Raw genomic sequence first — 19798 nt, 5'->3', positions numbered from 1 at the left:
CAGGCAGAAGCAGGCTATGAGTCGGACTGTCATACTGCATTACCACCTTTTCAAGAACGCCGGCACGTCCCTGGACCAGATCCTGAAGCGCAACTTCGGTGATCGGTGGGTGACGCGGGAATTCTCGATGAAAACCGATGACAACACCGCCCAGGTGGCCGAGTGGATCCGCTCGGAACCCCAGGCTGTTGCCTTCTCGACACATACCGCGCTTGGCCCGATCCCCGAGATCGAGGGCGTCAAGGTCATCAGCGTCATGCTGCTGCGCGACCCGATCGCGCGGATCCGCTCGGCCTATCGCTTCGAGCGCAAGCAGGATGCCGATACCTGGGGCGCCGAACTGGCCAAGACACACGACCTGGAAGGCTACATCCGGGCCCGGCTGGGCCGGCCCGACGACCGCCAGTGCCGCAATTTCCAGACCCATCGCCTGGCCACGCTGGTGCCCGGCGACCAGCCCGAGCGCCAGCGCGCCCTGGAAGGTCTGAAACGGCTGTCCGTCGTCGGCCTGGTCGATGATTTCGACGCCGCCGTGACCCGGCTGGCCGATGCCATCCGCCCCGATTTCCCCGAGTTCACCTGGGAAAGCGTGCGGGCCAATACCACCACCCGGGACAAGCAGCCCGAAACCGATCAGGACCGGGTCGTCGACGCCCTGCTGGTCGGGCACAACCGCGATGATTTCGACGTGCTGCGCACCGTCACGGAAATGGCCGGAGAAGGCTGACAGAGATGTCCCGAGAGATCGTCCTGCATATCGGCCGGCACAAGTCCGGCACATCTTCCCTGCAGCACTTCCTGGGATCCCGCCGCGATTACCTCGACCGGCTGGGCGTTCTCTATCCCCGCACCGGCAGCGCCAACCGCATCGCCCATCACGCCATTGCCGATGCCTGCAACGCCCGCAAGACCGGGCCCGAGGCGCTGGCCCCGATCATCGAGGGCATCCGCGCCGAGATGGGCCCGCAGCACCACATGGTCCTGCTGTCCAGCGAGGCCTTCCAGAACCTCGACGACCTCGCGCGGCTCGCCGCCCTGGTCGAAGGGCTGGGGATCGAGCGGATCCGCATCGTCTGCTACGTGCGCGAACATCTCGATTACGCCATTTCGGGCTTCCGCCAGATGGTCCAGAACCAGCCCGGGTTCATGACCTTCGAAACCTATGCCAAGCGGTTCCGGGATCCCGAGATCTTCATCGCCCGCTGGCAGGCCCTCGGCGAGCTGACGCTCAAGTGGTACGACCGCGAGAAGCTGCTCAACGGCGATGTCATCGCCGATTTCTGCGCGCTCGTCGGGTTCGAACCGGGCGAGATCCCCGATGGCGACCGCAACCCCTCGATCGGCGGCAACCTGCTGGCCTACAAGATGGCGGCCAACAAGCTGGGCCTGGGAACCGCGGGCTATGATGCGCTGCGCGGGCTGGCCAGCGATCACGCGGCCTTCCGTTCGGCCTTTCGGATTCCCGATGCCGCGGCCGAGGCCCTGCGCGCCAGGAGCGCCTACAATGCCCGGCTGACCGGGCTGCTGGGCGAGATCCGCATGAAATCCTGGGCCGATTCCCCGGCCCTGCCCGATGTCGACCGGATCGACGACGACCTCGAGCTGATCGGGGTGGCCGCGGCCGACCGTCCGGCCCTGGCCGCCGAGATGCGCGGCGCCGCCGCCTGGGTCGCCATCGGCTGATCCGGCCGGGGCCACCCCCCTGCCCGACCCCTGCTCGGCACGACCCCCGTAGCCTGCCCTCCCGGCAGTCCGGCCTCGCGCGCCCCGCATCACCCGCGGGGCCGGCCGGCTCATCCGGCGATGCGGGCCTCGACAAAGGCCCGCAGCTCGGCGGCATCCTCGTGCAGCACCTTGCGGGTGAAGAAGGCCGGCGTATCGGCCAGGTGCCCGCGGTAGGACGCATCGGTCAGCAGCCGCGGCCCGCCGCCATAGGTACGGAAATTCCCGATCGAGACCCGGTCGACCGGCACGTGGCGGCCGCTCATCAGCAGGGTCGGCAGAAAGCTCTCGTCCGGCTCGAAGGCGCCCAGGAAGACCCGCGCGTCATCCTCGAAGGCCGGGCTGTCGAAATGGGCCACCAGTGCCTCGCAGACCGAGCGGTGCAGGATGTACCAGGCCCGGCCGCAATAATGCGGCTGTTCGGCGAAGAAGGCCCGGCGAAAGGCGATGTCCTCGTCGTCCGGCGCCGACACGGCCAGCACCCGGGGATCGTCCTCGGGCTCGTGGCACAGGGTGAACAGCCGGTTGACCGGGTTCGAGACCGGAAAGAAGGCCGGGTCGTCGAACTGGTCCAGCAGCCCGGCATTGCCCCGCAGCACCAGCCGCTTGCGCCGGCGGGTCTCGATCGGGGCGCCGTCGCGCGCCCGGGGCAGGATCACCGGCTTGCGCACGCGGAAGGCGCTGACATGGGCCAGGGTCCCGTCGTCGCGTGCCCGGGCCAGCCGGTCACGGATCTCGGCCTGCGGCCGCAGCGGGGCGCAGGTGCCGCTGAGATTGACGAAGAATTCCCAGCCGTCGCGTTTCAGGGCCCGGCGCAGCGCCTCGATCTGCATCTGCGCCTGTGACGGGCCGCACCAGCGGATCGGCAGCGAGCGTTCGACCTCCAGCCGTTTCAGCGCCGGGGCGTCGCGGGTGACATCCGCGGCGATCCCGGCCATGGCCTCGGCGCTGCCGTCATAGGTGATCAGCACCTGGTTGTCCGGGCCGGACAATGTCCGCAGGAGCCAGGGCAGCCAGGTTCCGTCGCCGAAATGCTGGATATTGTAGAAGATCATCTGCCGTTCCGTTGCCTTGCTAGAGCTTCAGCCCCAGCTGTTCGAGCATCGCCCGCGGGCGGTCGTTCTGCCACCAGTCCATGAACCGGGCATGTTCGGGGGGCACCGCATCCTGTTTCGGGCGATCGAACAGCCCGTGCTGGGAATCGCGCTGCATGACCTCCTGCAGGACGGGGGCCGCGGCGGCGATGGCCTCGGGGCGGACCAGCCCGGCCAGCAGGCGGTCGGGCGCGCGGACGATGTCGGCATAATCGACGATCCGCACGTCGGCCCCGGCCTTCCGGGCATGGGTCGCGGCCTTGAGGTTCTCGGTCATCAGCCATTTCAGTGTCTCGGCCTGGAAGCCGAACTTGCGGGTGAAGGACAGCGACCAGGGCTCGGCCTCGCGGAACAGGAAGACATAACGCGCCCGGGGATAGAGCCGCAGCATGGCCCGCACATGGAACAGGTTCGAACTCTGGGCCCGGAACTTCACGGCCAGCTGCGCGGGCCGGCCGAAGGCCGCTTCCAGCGCGTCCAGGCTGGCCCGGTAGAGGGCGTCCCAATCCGCGGGCGCGGGGTCGAAGGCGGCCAGGCGCTTGCGCTGGCCCAGGTCGAGCAGCACGTCGGGCTCCGACAGCGAGGCAATGCCCGCGGCGCCCAGGATCTGCGAGACCAGGGTCGATCCGGCCCGGCCGATGCTGAAGACGAAGATCCGCTCGGGCCCCTCATCCGCCCCCTCTTCGGGCGTCTCCTGCGGCGCGGCCAGAGCCGGGGCGATCCCGGCGGCATAGTCGTCGACCGGCGCCAGGCGCAGCATCTCGGCGTCGTGGAACTGGTCCATGTAGAAGAAGGCCCGGGGCCGGGCCGGGGGCACGCGGGGCATGCCGACCTCGACCACCGCGCGCAGCTCGGGATCGAGCGCATAGGGCGTAAAGACCAGCCCGTCCCCGGCGCCCGGCGCCAGCGGTTCGGGATCGAAGGTGAAGTTGCGCAGGGCGCTCGGCGCCGAGAGGTTCTGCTTGTTCCGCCCGGTGATGCGATGGACGGGCCAGTCCGGGATCGTCATGCCACGGGCTCCCGTCGCGGCCGTCCCCCCTGCCGTGGCGCGGCCGCGCCACGGGCGAAAAGGCCCGCCGGACCTTTTCCGGGAAGCCCGCCGTGCCGGGGCTCCGCCCGTTCGCGGGCGAAAAGGTCCACCGGACCTTTTCCGGGGAGCCCGCCGTGCCGGGGCTCCGCCCGTTCGCGGGCGAAAAGGTCCGCCGGACCTTTTCCGGGGAGCCCGCCTTGCCTGGGCTCCGCCCGTTCGCGGGCGAAAAGGTCCGCCGGACCTTTTCCGGGAAGCCCGCTCACCCCTTGGCTCCCTGGCCGCGGGCGTATTTGTCCTCGTAGCGGATGATGTCGTCCTCGCCCAGGTAGGACCCGGTCTGGACCTCGATCAGGACCATGTCGATCTTGCCGGGGTTCTCCATCCGGTGCACGGCGCCCAGAGGGATGTAGACCGACTGGTTTTCCGTCACCAGCTTGACCTCGTCGTCGATCGTCACCTTGGCCGTGCCCTCGACCACGATCCAGTGCTCGGCCCGGTGGTGGTGGCTCTGCAGCGACAGCGAGGCGCCCGGCTTGACGTGGATGCGCTTGACCTGGAACCGCTCGCGCAGGATCAGCGTCTCGAAATGGCCCCAGGGCCGGTAGTCGATCGGCAGCGAGGTGGCCTGGGACGCGCCCTTGGCCTTGAGCGCATTGACCGCCGTCTTGACGTCCTGCGCCCGGCTGGCATCGGCCACCAGGACCGCGTCGGGCATGGCCACGGCGATCAGGTTCTCGACCCCCAGCCCGACCAGCTCCAGCCCCTGCGATTCCGAGCGCAGCAGCGAGTTGCGGCAATCGATCGCCGTCACCGCCCCGGAGGTGGCCACGCCGTTCTCGTCGGGATGGCCCAGCTCCTGCACGGCCGTCCAGCTGCCCAGGTCCGACCAGCCGCCCGAATAGGGCACGACCGACAGGTTCTCGGCCCGTTCCATCACCGCGTAATCCAGCGAGATGTCCTCGACCCCGGCCCAGGCCCCGGGATCGAGCCGCAGGAAGCCCAGGTCGGCCTCGGCCTTGTCGACCGCCGCGCGCACCGGCGGCACCAGCGTGGCGGCATGGGTTTCGAAGGCCGCGATGATGTCCTTGGCCGCAAAGAGGAAGATCCCCGCGTTCCAGAGATAGCTGCCGTCATCCAGCATGGTCTGGGCCGTGGCCTGGTCGGGTTTCTCGACAAAGCCCGCCAGCGGCGTGGCCCGGCCCGACCCGTCGGGCTTGGCCGTCAGCTGCAGGTAGCCATAGCCGGTCTCGGGATGGTCGGGGGTGATGCCGAAGGTCACCAGCTGGCCGGCCTTCACCGCGTCCATGCCCCGGGCCACGGCGGCCCGGAAGGCCGGCGCATCGGGCACCACGTGATCGGAAGGCGCGACGAGCATCACAGCGGCCGGATCCTTTGCCGCCAGGTGCAGCGCCGCGGCCAGCACGGCCGGGGCGGTGTTGCGGCCCTCGGGCTCGATCAGCACCGGGCCGGGATCGATCCCGGCTTCGGTCATCTGCTCGGTCACGATGAAGCGGAAGTCGGCATTGGTCAGCACGACGGGCGCTCCGAAGCCCAGGTCCGACGCATCGTCGCGGCCGGTCAGGCGCAGGGCCGAGGCCTGGAACAGGCTGGTCTCTCCGGTGAGCTGGGTGAATTGCTTGGGGTAGCTCTTGCGCGACAGGGGCCAGAGCCTGGTACCTGATCCGCCGCAGAGAATGACCGGTGTGACGATGTCCATGGCCCGAAATATCTCCTAGTCCGAAATTCACCCGAGGCGCGCCAAGTGGCTACGCCGCGGAAGCTTTCAATGCCATCTGTATCCGACCTTGCGGCGCCGAGATCAACAGGTGCCCGGCTTCATGCGCGAAAATGCGGCGATGCAGCACTGGTCCGCTCATCGTACCCTTTTGGGACTACTCGACCCCGGATCGAGGCGGTAAGAACAGGCACCGCAGCCCATCGGCAGAAGCCAGTTTCCGGGTCGGCCGTTTGCGTGACAGAAGGACAAGTGATTTGAACAAGACTATAGATCTCCCCGATGGCGTGGCACAAATTGTGGTGTCCAACGGCACCGTGCTGGCCAATGTGTCGTCCGAAGTTCTGGATAACGGCCTGGGCCTCGGGATCGGCAACGACCGCTTGCGATTCGAACCGGTCACCGAGGGCGACGAAGGCCTGCCGGACCTGATGGTCGAGTTCCGCCCCCGTTTCGACCCGGAAGAAATGGCCGAGACCCTCGAACCCGCCGATCTGCCCGTGCAGAAGCTGTGCGGCGTCTTCGTCAACAAGATGAAGGATTGGGCACTGGCCAACCGCAACACGGTCCAGCTGGCCTTCTTCAACTCGGAACAGCCCTGCGAGATCGCCCTGAAGGCACCGATCCGCCTGCCCGCCCATGGCGCCCCGCTGACCTTCCGCGCCGGCCTGGCGATCCACCGGGCGGCCGGCCGGCTGATCCTGCGCCTGCGCGATCTCAAGAGCGGCAAGGTCGAGACCCGCAGCTTTGCCTTCGACCCGACCCGCATCGGCGGCCACGAGCTGAACAAGTACCTGCAGGTCGAACATTCCATCCCGGCCAGCCAGTCCGAGGTCGAAGTGACGCTGGCCGTGGCCTTCGATTCCTTCCAGGGTACCGAACCGGGCCAGACCGCCTTCTTCTTCATCGCCGATCCCCATGTCAGCCGCGAAGTGCGCGAAGAGGACATCGCCGGGGCGCTGATCTTCGAAGGGACCACCTCGCCCGCGGGCGATTACGTCTGGGCCAAGGCGCCGATGCCGGCCTACCTGGGCGACCAGACCGAGCTGGCCCTGATCGAGGGCAACACCGTCTATTCCCTGGTCTCGGGCTCGGCGCGCCGGGTCAGCGTGACCGAGGATTACGGCCACACGCTGATCATGACCGCCTCGGAAACCGGCACCTACCGCTTCCTGCTGGACGGCAAGTTCGCCTTCAACCAGCATCTCGGCCCCGACCCGGTGCCGGTGCGCGTGCCTGCGCCCTTCCTCGACGGTGCCAACCACTGGCTGGTCGTCACCGACCTGGCCGGGACCGAACAGCTTTACGCCGACATCGTCCTGCTGCCGCGCATGCTGACCCCGCATGACGTGCTCAAGACCGAAAGCTCGGCCCCCTTCCCCGGCCCGCTCTTTGCCGCGGCCGGCCATCGCTATGCCGCCCTGCGCGCCCAGCTGGCCGCCGGGCTGAGCGCCGAACAGCAGGCCCAGGTGGCCTATTGCCTCGACGTGGTCGAAGGCGGTTTCGAGAACGTCAAGCTCAAGCCCCTGGTCTTCCCCGAATACGACAGCCCCGACGTGTCGATCGTCATCCCGGCCCATAACAAGGTCGAGGTCACCTACCTGGCCCTGGCCTCGCTGCTGCTGGCCCATAACAAGGCCACCTTCGAGGTGATCCTGGTCGACGATGCCTCGACCGACGAGACCGCCGAGCTGGAAAAGATCGTCTCGGGCATCACCGTCATCCACAATGCCCAGTCGCAGCGTTTCATCCGCGCCTGCAACGCCGGGGCCGACATGGCCCGGGGCAAGTATGTCATGCTGCTCAACAACGATGTCGAGGTCACCAGCGGCTTCATCGACGAGCTGCTCGGCGCCTTCGACCGGTTCCCCCGGGTCGGGCTGGTCGGCTCCAAGCTGCTTTACCCCGACGGCCGGCTGCAGGATGCCGGCGGCATCATCTGGGGCTCGGGCAACCCGTGGAACTACGGCAACGGCCAGAACCCCTGGGATCCGCGCTTCTGCTATGCCCGCCAGGCCGATTACCTGACCGGCGCGGCGATGATGACCACCAAGGAAATCTGGGACCAGGTCGGCGGCCTGTCATCCTACCTCGAACCGATGTATTTCGAGGATACCGATTTCTCGTTCAAGGTCCGCGAAGCCGGCTACAAGACCTATTTCGTGCCCTCCTCGATCGTCTACCATTTCGAGGGCATGACCAGCGGCACCGACACCTCGTCGGGCTTCAAGCGCTACCAGGAGGTCAACCGGCCCAAGTTCAAGCGCCGCTGGGCCGCGGCCTATGCGGGCTTTGGCGAACAGGGCGTGAAACCCGACCTCGAAAAGGACCGCGGCATCACCGGCCGGGTGCTCTTCATCGACTATGCCACGCCCCGGCCCGACCGCGACGCGGGGTCCTATGCCGCGATCCAGGAAATCAAGCTGGTGCAGAGCCTGGGCTACAAGGTCACCTTCCTGCCCCGCAACCTGGCCCACCTGGGCAGCTATACCGAAGAGCTGGAAAAGATGGGGGTCGAGATGATCTATGCCCCCTTCTACCTGTCGGTCGACGAATACCTGGAAAAGCACGCCCGGGATTTCGATGCCTTCTTCATCACCCGGTTCTACGTCGCCCGCGACGTGATCGGCCGGCTGCGCCGGCTGGCCCCGCAGACCCGGATCCTGTTCAACAACGCCGACCTGCACTTCCTGCGCGAGCTGCGCGCGGGCCTGGCCAATGACGATCCCGCCCGGATCGAGGCCGCCCGCCAGACCCGCGAGATCGAGCTGGACGTGATGACCCAGGCCGACGTGGTGCTGTCCTACAACGACACCGAACACGCGGTGATCCAGTCGCATACCGATGGCGGCGTGAAGGTGGCCAAATGCCCCTGGGTCGTGGAAATGCCCGCTTCGGTGCCGCCGCGCGACGGCCGGGCCGGGCTGTCCTTCCTGGGCAATTACCATCACCATCCCAACACCGAGGCCGTGCAATGGTTTGCCCGGCAGGTCATGCCGATGTTGCAGCCCGAACATCCCGAGCTGGAATTCACCATGTACGGCTCGGCCATGCCCGACGAGGTCAAGGGCCTGGCCAACGAGCAGATCAAGGCAGAGGGCTTCGTCAAGGAGATCTCGGACGCCTATGACCGGCACCTGGTCTTCGTGGCCCCGCTGCTGTCGGGCGCGGGCATCAAGGGCAAGGTCTTGGCCGCGCTGGCCCATGGCGTGCCCTGCGTGCTGACGCCCACGGCGGCCGAAGGCATCGGCGTGCGCCACGAGCATGATTGCATGATCGCCACCTCGGCCATGGAATGGCGCGATGCCATCTCGGCCCTGATCAACGATCCCGAGATGTGGCAGCGCATGTCCGACAATGCCCGGGCCTATGTCGGCCATACCTTCTCGTTCGAGACCGGGCGCGGGCTGATGCGCCAGGCCTTCGAGGCGGTGGATCTCTACTCGCCCGAGCTCTGAACGGATCGATCGGCGGCCGGCCCCCCGGGGCCGGCTGCCCTGCGCGCATGGGCCCCGGCGGGCCCCGCGTGATGCCGCCCGGGCAAGGCCCCCGCGCAATACCCCCGCAAGATACCTGGCACACGCGTTTCGCGTGATGTCTTGCGCACGCGCCCCGCGGGGCCCCTTACGCACGCGTTCCGCGCACCTTTTCACGCACGCGTTCCGCGTGACACCCCACCCCGGACATGCAAAGGGCGCCCCCGTCACCGGAGGCGCCCTTGCTGATTGCGAACCAGCCTGTCACGCGCCGAGGGGCGCGCGGACCGATCTCCTTACGGAGAGGTCGTGGTGGTGGTCGTGGTGGTGGTGCTGTCGCCGTCACCGCCCGAGGCGATCACAACGATCAGGAAACCGGCCGCCGTTGCGCCGATCACTGTGCCTGCGGTCAGGTCGTTCCCACTGCCGGCCAGCGGCGCCGGCACGCTGGGTGCGGGGGCCGGGGTCGGCTGGGCTGCGGCCAGGGTCGGCAGGGCCATGATGGCGGTGGCGGCGAAAAGTGCCGTTATCGTCTTCATGCTCAAAACTCCTAAAGGCATGGTTAACCATAGCTAACGCACGGACAGGTGATTCCCAAAGGAAATCTCCGCCGGACAGCCGGAGTCGTGGCAGTTTTTTGCCATTTTGCGCCCAAAACGCCACGAAAACCGCGATCTGGCGCAAAAACCGGATCGGCGGCGGGCCGTGGCATCCGGGGGAAGGCCAGGGAATGGCCACCGGACAACAGCAACGACAGGCCGGATGCCGGCCCGTCGTCAGGATCTGTCAGGCGCAGCGCGCAGGCTGCGCGCCACCTCAGTTGGTGGTGGTGGTCGTCGTGGTCGTGGTGGTGCTGCTGTCGTCATCACCGCCCGAAGCGATCACGACGATCAGGAAACCGGCCGCGGTGGCGCCGATCACGGTGCCTGCGGTCAGGCCGCCGGCGGTGCCGGACAGCGGTGCGGGCACTTCCGGCGCGGGGGCCGGAGCGGGCTGTGCGGCAGCCAGGGTCGGAAGGGCTGCGACGGCGGCAGCGGCGACGAGAGCCGAGATGGTTTTCATGCTCCAAAACTCCTTGGGGGTGATCTGCATTTGGCCGAGACCTAGCCCGGAGAGTCTGAAAATTCAATGACATCCACCCCGTTCTTCCCGACCGGGGGCGGCTTTTTGCGCTGCATTGCGGATATGTGGCCAATCGGGCACCGCAACGCCCGGAGGTTATGCGCAAGTGGATCGGAGACCGGACAATCGGGGGTGGATGTGACGCGCAAGGGCGTCACGCCCCGCGCCCGCCCCTGCGGCCCCGGGGAATCGCCCGCAATGACGGCCAGGCCACGCGATCGACGGTGATCGCATGGCCGGTCCGGCCCGGGTGCCGCGGATCAGGGGGTGAGCTGGCGGAAGCTGATGTAGCCGATGTTCGGCCCGGCCCATTGCCGCGATTGCCAGACCGTCGCGCCCCGCGCATCGACCCAGAAATCATTGACCACCGTGCCGCCCTTCAGCTCGCAGGTCTCGCGCAGGTGGCGCGTGGCATGGCGGCGCTCGACGATGACGATGGTCTCGGCCCCCATGTCGTCGACCGCACAGGCAAAGTTCATCTCGACGGGCCGGTTGTCCAGCGCGCTGTAGACCTGCCGCTTGGACCCCTGGGCCGCGCCATGGCGGCGCACCGCCGCCAGCGCCGGCCCGCCCTGGGCCGAGACCAGGTCGCCGCCCAGCCCGCGCGTGGCCACCAGCACCCCGTCGCGCAGGGTCAGCGAGACATCGTTCTCGGTGCGCCAGACCAGCAGCCGGCCGCCCTCGTCCCCGCCGGCCGCGCCCTGGCGTTCGGCCGAGATGTACATGAAGGCCTCGCTGCCGGTCTTCTCGACCCGGGCCTGGATGAATTCGCCGTCGATCGTGTTCAGCACCGCGCGGGTCAGTGGCGGCTGGGCCGTGCCCGCGTCGCCGCCGACCGACCGGCCGATGGCCGCCTGCAGGGCGGCCAGGGTCTTGAGCGTGGCGCCGCTGTCGTCACCACGGTTGGAACAGCCCGCGAGGGCGGCGGCCAGGGCCAGGGCCGCGGCGGCCGGGCGGAAGAAGGGGCGCATCATTGCCAGAACCTCACCGAAGCGTCGTCGAGCGCCTTGCGATGCGCGTCGCGGATCTGCGGATAGAGCCGGCCCGGCACGATCAGCCGCTGGCCGCCGTCGCGGGTGATCGGCGTGATCGTCGTGCCGACGGTCTGGCGGCTGGGCTGGCCCAGGATCCAGTTGACCGGCATCGAGAAGCGGATGCCCTTGTCGAACGACCCTTCGCCGAAATCCTCCGACGACACGTTGGTCAGCGTGAAGAAGGCGCCGACGCTCCAGCCGTTGGCAAAGGTGCGGTCCAGCGACACCGTCGCGCCCCAGTCGCCGGCCAGGTAGCGCCCGGCATCGACCTGGCCGATCAGGCCGGGGCCGAATTCGTAATAGGCCGAGGCATGACCGGTGGCGACGCGATAGTCGTACTGGCCGAAGCCGAACCACTGGTCCTGGTCCCGCTGGGCCACGTAATTGGCCTCGATCCCCAGCCCCAGCGGGCTGTTGACCGGTTTCCACAGCAATTCCGTCGAGACCCCGCCGAACATCTGTTCCAGGTAGCCCAGGGTCGCCCGGGCATAGAGGTTCTGGCCCGGCCGCCATTGCTTGGCCACGTAGAGGTTGCGCATGGTGAAATCATGCTGGGCATATTCGGCCCAGTCCGAACGCACATGCGGCAGCACCGAGTTCGACGGCCGGCCGCCATCGAGATCGCCGAAGAGCTTGTAGCGCAGCGCGCCGCTGGCGATCCAGCCGGGCGCCGGGCGGTAGGTGCCGTTCAGCTCGGCGCCGACATCGATGCGGATCGGCTTGTCGGGGTCGAAGTAGCTCGGCTCGAAATAGGGCTGCAGCGAATAGGAGAACCGCGGGAACAGCGCCTCGTTGCTCACCGCCGTCGGGCTCAGCGGCGGCGGGTCGGAATAGCCGACCAGCCCGGCCATCGCGCTGGTGGCCTCGACATCGTATTCCATCACTTCCAGGTCCGACCGGCGCAGGGTCACGCGGCTGACGGCCATGCCCTCGGACTGGGGCACGATGTGGAAGGTCTCGACCGAGTTGGGCATGACCTGGGCCATGGCCCGGGCGACCCGGCCGACGCCGTTGGCCTGGGGCCAGTAGCGCCGGTTGCGATAGCGCACCTCGGCCGAATGGGCCGAGACGGTGACGGTCTCGACGGTGATGCCCTGCGGATCGAGCACGCCGATCAGGTTGTCGCGCAGCACCGGGGCGACGGTGCTGCTGTCGGCCCAGGCCGTCGACCAGGCGCCGGGATCACTTTGGGGCGAGGGCCGCACCAGGACCGGCTGCGGCGCGGGCACGGCCGGGGGCAGCGGCGGGTTCTTAGGATTGGCCTGGATCTGGATGTTGAACCCGACTTCCGAGCCATAGAGGTAATAGCCGCCGATGCGGATGGCATCGTTGACCTTGTATTCCACGCCGAAGTTGACCGGCGAGCGGCGGTCCAGGATGCCCATGTCCTGGACCTCGGTGACATAGGCATCCGAGGAATATTCGACCTTGAAGCCCAGCTTGTCGTTGGGCCGCCATTCCAGCCCGGCAAAGGGCGCGAAGGGCCCGCGGAACCACTGGTCCCAGGCCAGCTCGCCGCCGGTCGAATTGGGGTTGTAGGACGGCCGGTCGCCATAGCCGCTGATCGACCCGTACGAGCCCAGCCGGCCCCAGCCCAGGCCGCCGGTGACCTTGAGCGTGCCGGTGCTGCCCAGCCGCGAGGGCGGCAGGTCAAAGGTCTTGGTCGCGGCGATGTATTCCCCGGCCGAGATCCCGGTGCCGACGAAATCCTGCAGGCCCAGGGTGACGGCGGGCAGGTAGGTGCTTTCCTTCAGCAGCCGGAAGCGCAGGTCGAAACTGCGGTCGTAATAGGTGTCGAAACCGGCGAAATTGGCATTGGCAAAGGAATTGTAGCGGAAGCTGGCCGAAACCCAGGGCAGGCCCTGGAAGGTCAGCGTGTAGCGCCCGATGCCCCCGAACCAGGACACGCCGGCATTGATCTGGCCATCCGGGGCGGCCTCGCCCGAGGGCATGTCGATCAGGCCGGCGGCGCCGTAGAAGTTCAGCGTCGGCGCGTCGGGATAGCGGGCGATGGTCGGCGCGGCCTCGGGCGTGCCCGGCAGGGCCAGCGGATCCACCGGCCCGGTCACATAGGCCGAATGGTCCTGGGCCCGGGCCCCGGTTGCGATCATGCCGGCCATCACGGCCAGGCCGCCGATGCGCCCGATCCGCGTGAATCTGCCCTGGTCTGGCTGTCGTCTGCTGCTCACCGCTGCGCCCCGCCCTTCTTCTTGGGGGCCTTAGACCACGCCCGCCCCGTTGCGATCAATCGCGGCCCGGGCCGCCGGCCGGCCTGGGCGCGAAAAAGTCCCGTTCTGCGGCCATAGTGCCGCGCTTTCCACCGTGACCGGACCGTCGGGGCCGGATCGCCCTCACCCGCCCGTCACACCCCGATCCTCGGGGCCTGCCTGCCGCCGCCCCCTGTCACGCCCCCCTGGCGCGACGCGACCGCCCCGGCCACCCCCCGGGGGTGTCCGGCCGCGGGCCCGCCCGCATCTCGGGGGGCATCCGTCAGGGAGTGCGTCCGCGTCCGCCGCCGGCCAGGCCGGTCTCGGCCCCCGCGGTGCCGGTGGCCTCGGCCAGCCGGTAGCCTTCGACCCAGCGGGTCACCACCGCCCGGGCCGCATCCTCGTCGCTGGCCGCCAGCGCATGGCGCAGGCCGCGCAGGACCGAGGCAACCTCGATTTCCGACAGCTTTTCCTCGCGGGCACAGAAGATCTTCTGGTGCCGCGTGCCGATCAGGTCGCCGGTGATCGTCAGCTCTTCGGACAGTTTCTCGCCCGGGCGCAGGCCGGTGATCTCGATCTCGATATCGCCCTCGGGATTGTCCTCGTCGCGCACGGTGTAGCCCGCGCTTTCGATGACCTGGCGGGCCAAGCGCATGATCGGCACCGGCTCGCCCATGTCCAGCACGAAGACCTCGCCGCCCCGGGCCTCGGCCCCGGCCTTCAGCACCAGCTGCACGGCCTCGCGGATGGTCATGAAATAGCGTTTCACCCGGCGGTCGGTCACGGTGACCGGCCCGCCTCGGCTGACCTGTTCCTGGAACAGCGGCACGACCGACCCGCTCGAACCCAGCACGTTGCCGAAACGCACCATGGTAAAGATCGTCTCGTCGAACCGCGTGGCCAGGTCCTGGATCACCAGCTCGGCCAGGCGCTTGGACGCGCCCATCACGTTGGTCGGGCGCACGGCCTTGTCCGAGGACACCAGGATGAACCGTTCCACCCCGGTCTCGGCGGCCTCGCGGGCCAGGGTCTGGGTGCCGAAGACATTGTTGGCCAGGCCCGGCAGCGGGTTGGCCTCGACCAGCGGCACGTGCTTGTAGGCCGCGGCATGCAGCACGACCCGGACATCGTGATCCGACAGCACCTTCTTGACCTGGCGCGGATCGGTCACCGAGCCCAGCACCGGCACCAGCTTGATGCGCGTGCCCTCGACCAGCTGCGACAGCTCCTGGTGGACGGTGTAGAGCGCCAGTTCCGACAATTCGTAGAGCACCAGCTTGGCCGGCCGGCACGACAGCACCTGGCGGCACAGTTCCGAACCGATCGAGCCGCCGGCGCCCGAGACCAGCACGACCTTGCCGCGATAGCTGTCGCAGGCATCACCCAGCGACACGTCGCAGGCCGCACGGCCCAGGAAATTCTGCGGGGCCACCGGGGCCAGCTTGTCGATCAGGGCTTCCTCGCCGATCAGCTGGGCAAAGCTGGGCAGGGCCTGGACCTCGAGGCCCATCTTCTGCAGGTGGCGGGCGATCTGGGCCTGTTTCGGCTGGCTCAGCGAGGGCATGGCCAGCAGCACGCGGTCGACCCGGCGTTCCTTGACCAGCTCGGCGATGCGCGCGGGCGGGCAGACCGGCAGGCCGGCCAGCATCATGCCCTGCAGCGAGGTGTTGTCGTCGACAAAGGCCACCGGGTCGATGGTCTGGTGCGGCTTGAGCGCCGTGGCCAGCTGCATGCCCGTCGTGCCGGCGCCGTAGATCAGCACCCGGCAGCGCGGCTTGGCCGAGGTATAGACAGCCATGACCACCTGGTAGAGCACGGCGCGCGAGGCCACGGCGAAGAGGAAGTAGATGATGCCGAACATCACGTGGGTGCCCGGCGGGAAGGGCAGCGCCCAGAGCGCCGAGAGCACCGCCGAGGCGCCGGCGGTCAGCAGGGCGAAGATCGCGGTCAGCCCGATGGCATGGCGTTCATAGGCATTGAGCTGGATCTGGGGGATGCCCAGCCACAGCGACAGCCCGGCCCCCGAAGCCACCAGGTAGGGCAGGATCGGCCCCGTTTCCCACAGGGCCGCAATCGGGCTCATCGGCAGGGATTGGACGACAAAGGTAAACAGCAGGGCGACCGGTATGAGCGCCAGGTCTATGCCGAGAAAGACATAGCCCTTTTGGCGGCGGCTCAGGGCATTGAGAAAACTCAGCATAGTCAGGTCTCTGCCCCCGGAAGAGCGTTGGCTTTGCCCCGGGCGTCCCGTTCGGGGCGAGAGGGCGTCGAGTGGGAATTCACACAGGTCAATGCAGTAAAAACAAGCATGTGTACAAATAGCACGCAGATTCGTCTTACCCCAAGTTAAGACATCCACCAAAGACAATTTATGCGCATGCAGCATGGGGCGCGGTTTGGCCGGTCTTTTGGGCGGAACCTCGCCGGTTTGCAAGCGCAGCCATCAGGGTTGCGCCCGATCCTGTTGCAAAAGAGTGCTTTTTGCCGCGCCCGGGCAGGCCGGCCCGCGCCCCGGCCAACCGTGATCACAACCCGTGATCACACGGCGTGATCACATCCCGGCCAGGGCCTGCCCGGCCATGTGATCACGGTGTCACGGGGGCCCCATGCGCGCCGTCGCAGCCCCCGTGCGGGCCGGCTCAGCTGCGACCCGCGCGGGCGCGGGTGGCGCTGACCATCTTGTCGATCGTCGCCCGGGTGGCGCGGCGCATGTTGTTCTCATGGGCGGCGATGGCCTCGTCGAGATCCTCGTAATAGGTGGCCTGGCCGCCTTCCAGCACGACCCCCACGTCGCACAATTCGCGGATCATCGTCATGGAATGGTTCACCACCACCGCCCCGGAATGTTTCATCCGGGCCAGGAACAGCGCATTGGCCTTTTCGCGAAAGGCCCCGTCGCCGGCGGCCGTGGTCTCGTCGACCAGGTAGGTGTCGAACTGAAAGGCCATCGACAGGCCGAAGGCCAGCCGCCCGCGCATGCCCGAGGAATAGGTGCGCACGGGCATGTGGAAATGCTCGCCCAGGTCGGCGAATTCCTCGACGAAATCGCGGGTCTCGTCGGTATCGGCGCCATAGACCCGGGCCACGAACTTGACGTTCTGCGCCCCGGTCATGTCGCCGCTGAAGGACCCGGCAAAGCCCACCGGCCAGGACATCGACCCGGTGGTGATGACCTCTCCGGAGGTCGGCGGCACCAGGCCCGAGATCATGTTCAGCAGGGTCGACTTGCCGGTGCCGTTGCGGCCCAGCAGGGCCACGGCCTTGTGCGACGGCAGCACCAGGCTGAGATCCTCGCAGATCACCTTTTCATGGCCGCCGGTGTTGTAGATCTTGGTCAGGTTGCGCAGCTCGATCATCGGCCCCTTGCTCCCCTTTCTGCGGGGCGTCCCGCACGCCCCGGGTGTCCCGCCCCGCCTGCCCGGACCGGCCGGCGGGCCGGTGCACAGGCCAGTTCGCGGGCCCGTTCGGAGCCCGGTTCAGGGGCGCGGGCGGGGCCGGTCGGCCCCGTCATGCCCGTCATCGCCGCGCGCCCCGGCTCAGCGCCGGTCTCTGAGCGCATAGGCCGCCAGCATCAGGAAGGCCCAGGCCAGGAAGAGGAAGACCGTGATCACCGCGAAGGTGCTCAGCCGCTGCGGATACTCGGCCCGCTCCGCCAGGGTCGGCGGCACATGGGCGGCCAGGTAGCGGCTTTGCCGGCGGGCCTCGGCCCGGGCGCTGTCAAAGGAGGCCCGGGCGGCGGTATAGGCCTCCTGGGCGAATTGCAGATCGGTGGCCAGGGCCTCGTACTGGCCGACGAGATCGGCCACGGTCGAGCTCTGGTCGGCGCCTTCCAGGCCGATTTCCGACCGTTCGTTGGCGATCTGCTTCTCGATGGCCTCGATGCGCCGCTCGGTCTGGGCGATGCGCGGATCGTTGTCGCGGGCGGTGTCGTTGAGCAGCTGCAGGTCGATCTGGGCCTGGGCCAGCTCGGTTTCCAGCGCGCCGATCAGGCCCGACTGGCTCTGGCTCTGGATCGTCGGGTCGACGATCTGGGTGCGGTTGCGGAAGCTCTGCAGCTCGACCCGCGCGGTGCGCAGCTGTTCCTGGGCCTCTTCCAGCTCGTCGCGGGCATAGCCGATGGCATCCTCGCGGGCGATGGCCGACAGCCGGTTGATCATCGCGCTGCTCTCGTCATAGATCGCCTGGGCGATGGCCTGGGCCTCGACCGGGTCGAAGGCCAGCACCCGCAGGTCGATCAGCCCCGAGTTGCTCTCGTAGTAGATCTTGACCATGCGCGACCATTGCTTGGTCAGGTCCTCGATCGTGCCGCCCCCGGGATAGACGAAGATCGGGTCGTTGTCGGACCCCGGGCTGGACCACAGGCCGCGCAGGTCGAGATCGGCATCGACCTTGGCCACCAGCTGCTGGCTCTGCAGGAACTCGTAGAGGATGTCGGTATCCGACGAGCTGGAGCCCGACAGGTCGGTCATGCCGAAGAGGCTTTCGATCGACGAGCCCTGTTCCTCGGTGCGCACCGAGAAGCCCACGCGCGAGGCGAACTGGTCGGTGGCCCGCTGCCACAGGTACCAGCCGGCCAGGGCCGAGGGCAGCAGGACCATGAAGACGAAGGTCGTGACCATCATGTGATGGCGCCGCTTGATCCTGGCCCGGCGCACCGGCGGGGCGGCATTGTTGATCGCATCGGCCTTGTTGGCCTCGGCCTCGGCCCGGGCCAGCTCGCGTTCGGCCTTGTTGGTCTCGGCCAGGGCGCGGGCTTCCTGGCGGGCCTTCAGCGCGGCTTCGGCCTCGGCCCGGGCGGCGGCGGCGGCAACCCGGCGGGCCTCCAGCCGGTCTTCGCGGCCCTGGCCCTGTTCGCCGTCCCCGTTGTTCTCGCCCATGTTCTGTTCCGTGTTCTGTGGTGTGGTCCCGGTCGCCGCGCCGACCTCCGCGATGGCGGCCATGTTCCGCCGCCCCCTGCGCGCCTGCGCCGGCCCTGCGGGCCGGCCCGTGCCAATGTCCATGCCGGTATCCGCGGCATTGTCCGTGCCGATGTCATCGGCCGGCTGGTCGTGGTCGGTTTCGGCCCCGGGCTGTGCGGCCCGTTGCGGGCCGGCGGGAGAGGATGCGGTCAAAGAGGCGCTCCGGGCTGACAAGTCATTGTATGAATGAACGCCTTGCTACATAAACGCAGCAGATTTTTTCAGCAAGCCGACAGCGGCCGACGGCCGAGCGGGGGGCCGGCCCGGCGGATCGGCGCCCGATCCGGGGGCAGCGGAGCGCTGCGCGGGACACCGCCAGCCACGCGAGACACTGCCAGCCGGCTGGCGAGAACCGGAGACAGGACATGCGCCGCCCCCGCGGCCCGTCATGCGACACACCGCCGAAACCGCCGCCGGCACGTTCAGGAAAACGGGCAGGGAAGCGGGCGGAAAAACGGGCGGAAAACCCGCCTGACCAGATCGGGCCTTGCACCCCGGCCCGATCGGCCGCAGACCGGTACGACAGCAGACCACCAGCACAGCGACAGCCCACCGCATGACGGCCACATCCGATCCTTCCTCGCCCCGCAGCCCGATTCCCGAAGAGCTGATCCCGCCGCCGGTGGCCATGGCCCCGCCGCCCAGCACCAACCGGCGCTTTGCCACCTGGCGGACGATCTCGGCGCTGATCCTGCGCGAGATGTCGGCCACCTACGGCCGGTCGCCGGGGGGCTATGCCTGGATGATCCTGGAACCGGCCCTGGGCATCATCGTGCTGACCGCGATCTTCTCGGCCGGGTTCCGGACCCCGGCCCTGGGCACCAATTTCGCGATGTTCTACGCCACCGGGCTGGTGCCGTTCTTCATGTACGGCGCGATTTCCAACAGCGTGTCGGGCGCCGTGCGCAGCTCGCGCTCGCTGCTGGCCTATCCCGGCGTGACCTTCTTCGACACGCTGATCGCCCGGTTCCTGCTGACCGTGCTGACCCAGGCCCTGGTGTCCTACATCGTCATCAGCTTCATCCGCACGGTCTACGACACCCAGACCGTGGTCGATTTCGGCACCATCATGACCGGCTACGGCATGCTCATCGCCTTTTCGACGGCCGTCGGCCTGATGAACGGCTTCCTGTTCATGAAATACGAACTCTGGGGCCGGGTCTGGTCGATCCTCACCCGGCCGCTGGTCTTCATCTCGGGGGTGATCTTTCTCTACGACAGCATGCCCGACCCGTTCCGCGGCTGGCTGTGGTGGAACCCGCTGGTCCATTGCATCGGCACCATCCGGGCCGGGTTCTACATCCATTACGACGCGCTTTATGCCAGCCCGCTCTATGTCTTCCTGGTCAGCGCCGTGGTCGGGGTGACCGGCATGCTGTTCCTGTCGCGCCATTACCGCGAACTGATGGAGCTCTGAGCC

Annotated in this window: 14 protein-coding genes; 4 read left to right on the top strand and 10 right to left on the bottom strand. The window is 68.1% G+C overall.

Annotated elements, in window-relative coordinates:
- The first annotated feature begins 16 nt into the window (after nucleotides 1-16).
- Both ACK3BB_RS27515 and ACK3BB_RS27510 read left to right on the top strand, forming a co-directional pair.
- Nucleotides 17-727, top strand: a complete 711-nt coding sequence (locus ACK3BB_RS27515; protein ID WP_428929913.1) for a sulfotransferase family 2 domain-containing protein — start codon at nucleotides 17-19, stop codon at nucleotides 725-727.
- A gap of 5 nt (nucleotides 728-732) precedes the next feature.
- The gene (locus ACK3BB_RS27510; protein ID WP_428929912.1) at nucleotides 733-1683 is read left to right on the top strand and encodes a hypothetical protein; all 951 of its coding nucleotides are present in this window, start codon (nucleotides 733-735) and stop codon (nucleotides 1681-1683) included.
- 110 nt (nucleotides 1684-1793) lie between these two features.
- On the opposite strand, the gene ACK3BB_RS27505 is transcribed toward ACK3BB_RS27510, so the two are convergent.
- From ACK3BB_RS27505 to ACK3BB_RS27495, 3 genes are all read right to left on the bottom strand, one after another.
- The gene (locus tag ACK3BB_RS27505) at nucleotides 1794-2777 is read right to left on the bottom strand and encodes a beta-1,6-N-acetylglucosaminyltransferase (protein WP_428929911.1); all 984 of its coding nucleotides are present in this window, start codon (nucleotides 2775-2777) and stop codon (nucleotides 1794-1796) included.
- Between the two features lie 19 nt (nucleotides 2778-2796).
- On the bottom strand, nucleotides 2797-3825 hold the full coding sequence (locus tag ACK3BB_RS27500; protein WP_428929910.1) for a sulfotransferase: 1029 nt from the start codon (nucleotides 3823-3825) through the stop codon (nucleotides 2797-2799).
- 280 nt (nucleotides 3826-4105) lie between these two features.
- Nucleotides 4106-5563, bottom strand: a complete 1458-nt coding sequence (locus ACK3BB_RS27495; protein ID WP_428929909.1) for a mannose-1-phosphate guanylyltransferase/mannose-6-phosphate isomerase — start codon at nucleotides 5561-5563, stop codon at nucleotides 4106-4108.
- Between the two features lie 275 nt (nucleotides 5564-5838).
- Here ACK3BB_RS27495 and ACK3BB_RS27490 point away from each other — a divergent pair, with 275 nt between their 5' ends.
- Nucleotides 5839-9039, top strand: a complete 3201-nt coding sequence (locus tag ACK3BB_RS27490) for a glycosyltransferase (RefSeq protein WP_428929908.1) — start codon at nucleotides 5839-5841, stop codon at nucleotides 9037-9039.
- A gap of 314 nt (nucleotides 9040-9353) precedes the next feature.
- On the opposite strand, the gene ACK3BB_RS27485 is transcribed toward ACK3BB_RS27490, so the two are convergent.
- From ACK3BB_RS27485 to ACK3BB_RS27455, 7 genes are all read right to left on the bottom strand, one after another.
- Nucleotides 9354-9596, bottom strand: a complete 243-nt coding sequence (locus tag ACK3BB_RS27485) for a hypothetical protein (RefSeq protein WP_428929907.1) — start codon at nucleotides 9594-9596, stop codon at nucleotides 9354-9356.
- A gap of 277 nt (nucleotides 9597-9873) precedes the next feature.
- A complete protein-coding gene (locus ACK3BB_RS27480) occupies nucleotides 9874-10119 on the bottom strand; it encodes a hypothetical protein (RefSeq protein ID WP_428929906.1) in 246 nt (81 codons plus the stop codon).
- A gap of 320 nt (nucleotides 10120-10439) precedes the next feature.
- The gene (locus ACK3BB_RS27475) at nucleotides 10440-11153 is read right to left on the bottom strand and encodes a YjbF family lipoprotein (RefSeq protein WP_428929905.1); all 714 of its coding nucleotides are present in this window, start codon (nucleotides 11151-11153) and stop codon (nucleotides 10440-10442) included.
- Nucleotides 11150-13402 (bottom strand): YjbH domain-containing protein, encoded by a 2253-nt coding sequence (locus ACK3BB_RS27470; RefSeq protein WP_428929904.1) that lies wholly within the window; start codon nucleotides 13400-13402, stop codon nucleotides 11150-11152. Before ACK3BB_RS27470 ends, ACK3BB_RS27475 begins: the two co-directional genes overlap by 4 nt.
- 301 nt (nucleotides 13403-13703) lie before the next feature.
- Nucleotides 13704-15620, bottom strand: coding sequence for a polysaccharide biosynthesis protein (locus ACK3BB_RS27465; RefSeq protein WP_428929903.1), 1917 nt, complete (start codon nucleotides 15618-15620; stop codon nucleotides 13704-13706).
- A gap of 439 nt (nucleotides 15621-16059) precedes the next feature.
- Nucleotides 16060-16776, bottom strand: a complete 717-nt coding sequence (locus tag ACK3BB_RS27460) for an ABC transporter ATP-binding protein (RefSeq protein ID WP_428929902.1) — start codon at nucleotides 16774-16776, stop codon at nucleotides 16060-16062.
- 180 nt (nucleotides 16777-16956) lie between these two features.
- Nucleotides 16957-18360, bottom strand: coding sequence for a capsule biosynthesis protein (locus tag ACK3BB_RS27455; RefSeq protein WP_428929901.1), 1404 nt, complete (start codon nucleotides 18358-18360; stop codon nucleotides 16957-16959).
- A 574-nt stretch (nucleotides 18361-18934) separates the two neighbouring features.
- On the opposite strand from ACK3BB_RS27455, the gene ACK3BB_RS27450 reads away from it, so the two are divergent.
- Nucleotides 18935-19795, top strand: coding sequence for an ABC transporter permease (locus ACK3BB_RS27450; protein WP_428929900.1), 861 nt, complete (start codon nucleotides 18935-18937; stop codon nucleotides 19793-19795).
- The last annotated feature ends 3 nt before the right edge of the window (nucleotides 19796-19798 follow it).

Source organism: Marinibacterium sp. SX1 (assembly GCF_050389775.1).
GTDB lineage: Bacteria > Pseudomonadota > Alphaproteobacteria > Rhodobacterales > Rhodobacteraceae > Marinibacterium.
The sequence above is the reverse complement of the archived record's forward strand: the minus strand, read 5'-3'. Positions and strand labels throughout refer to the sequence as shown.